The 255-nt window shown below is 82.7% G+C and carries 1 protein-coding gene; it reads left to right on the top strand.

Translation table 11 applies throughout. The annotated features are described in order from the left end of the window. Window positions 1-255 (top strand): hypothetical protein (locus AC0L2H_RS32570; RefSeq protein WP_473593687.1); only part of this gene is annotated, 255 nt, incomplete at both ends.

Genomic DNA, 255 nt, shown 5'->3' with positions numbered 1-255 from the left:
GCATTGGTCTGTGCAAGGCGCGAAACTGCTCCGTTGCGCTGCGTCCCACCCCCCGGGGGGGGGGGGGGGGGGGGGCCCCCCCCCGCCCGGCGCCCCCGGGGGGGGGGGGGGGGGGGGGGGGGGGGGGGGGGGTTTTGGGGTTTTTTTGGGGGGGGGGGGGGGGGGGGGGGGGGTTTGGGGGGGGGCGCGAATGGGGGGGGGGGCGGGGGGGTGGCGATTTTGGGGGGGGGGGGGACCGGGGGGTGTGGGGCGGGG

This window comes from Mesorhizobium sp. WSM4871, from assembly GCF_055811295.1.
Note: the sequence above shows the minus strand (reverse complement) of the source record. Positions and strands in the feature narration are given on the sequence as shown.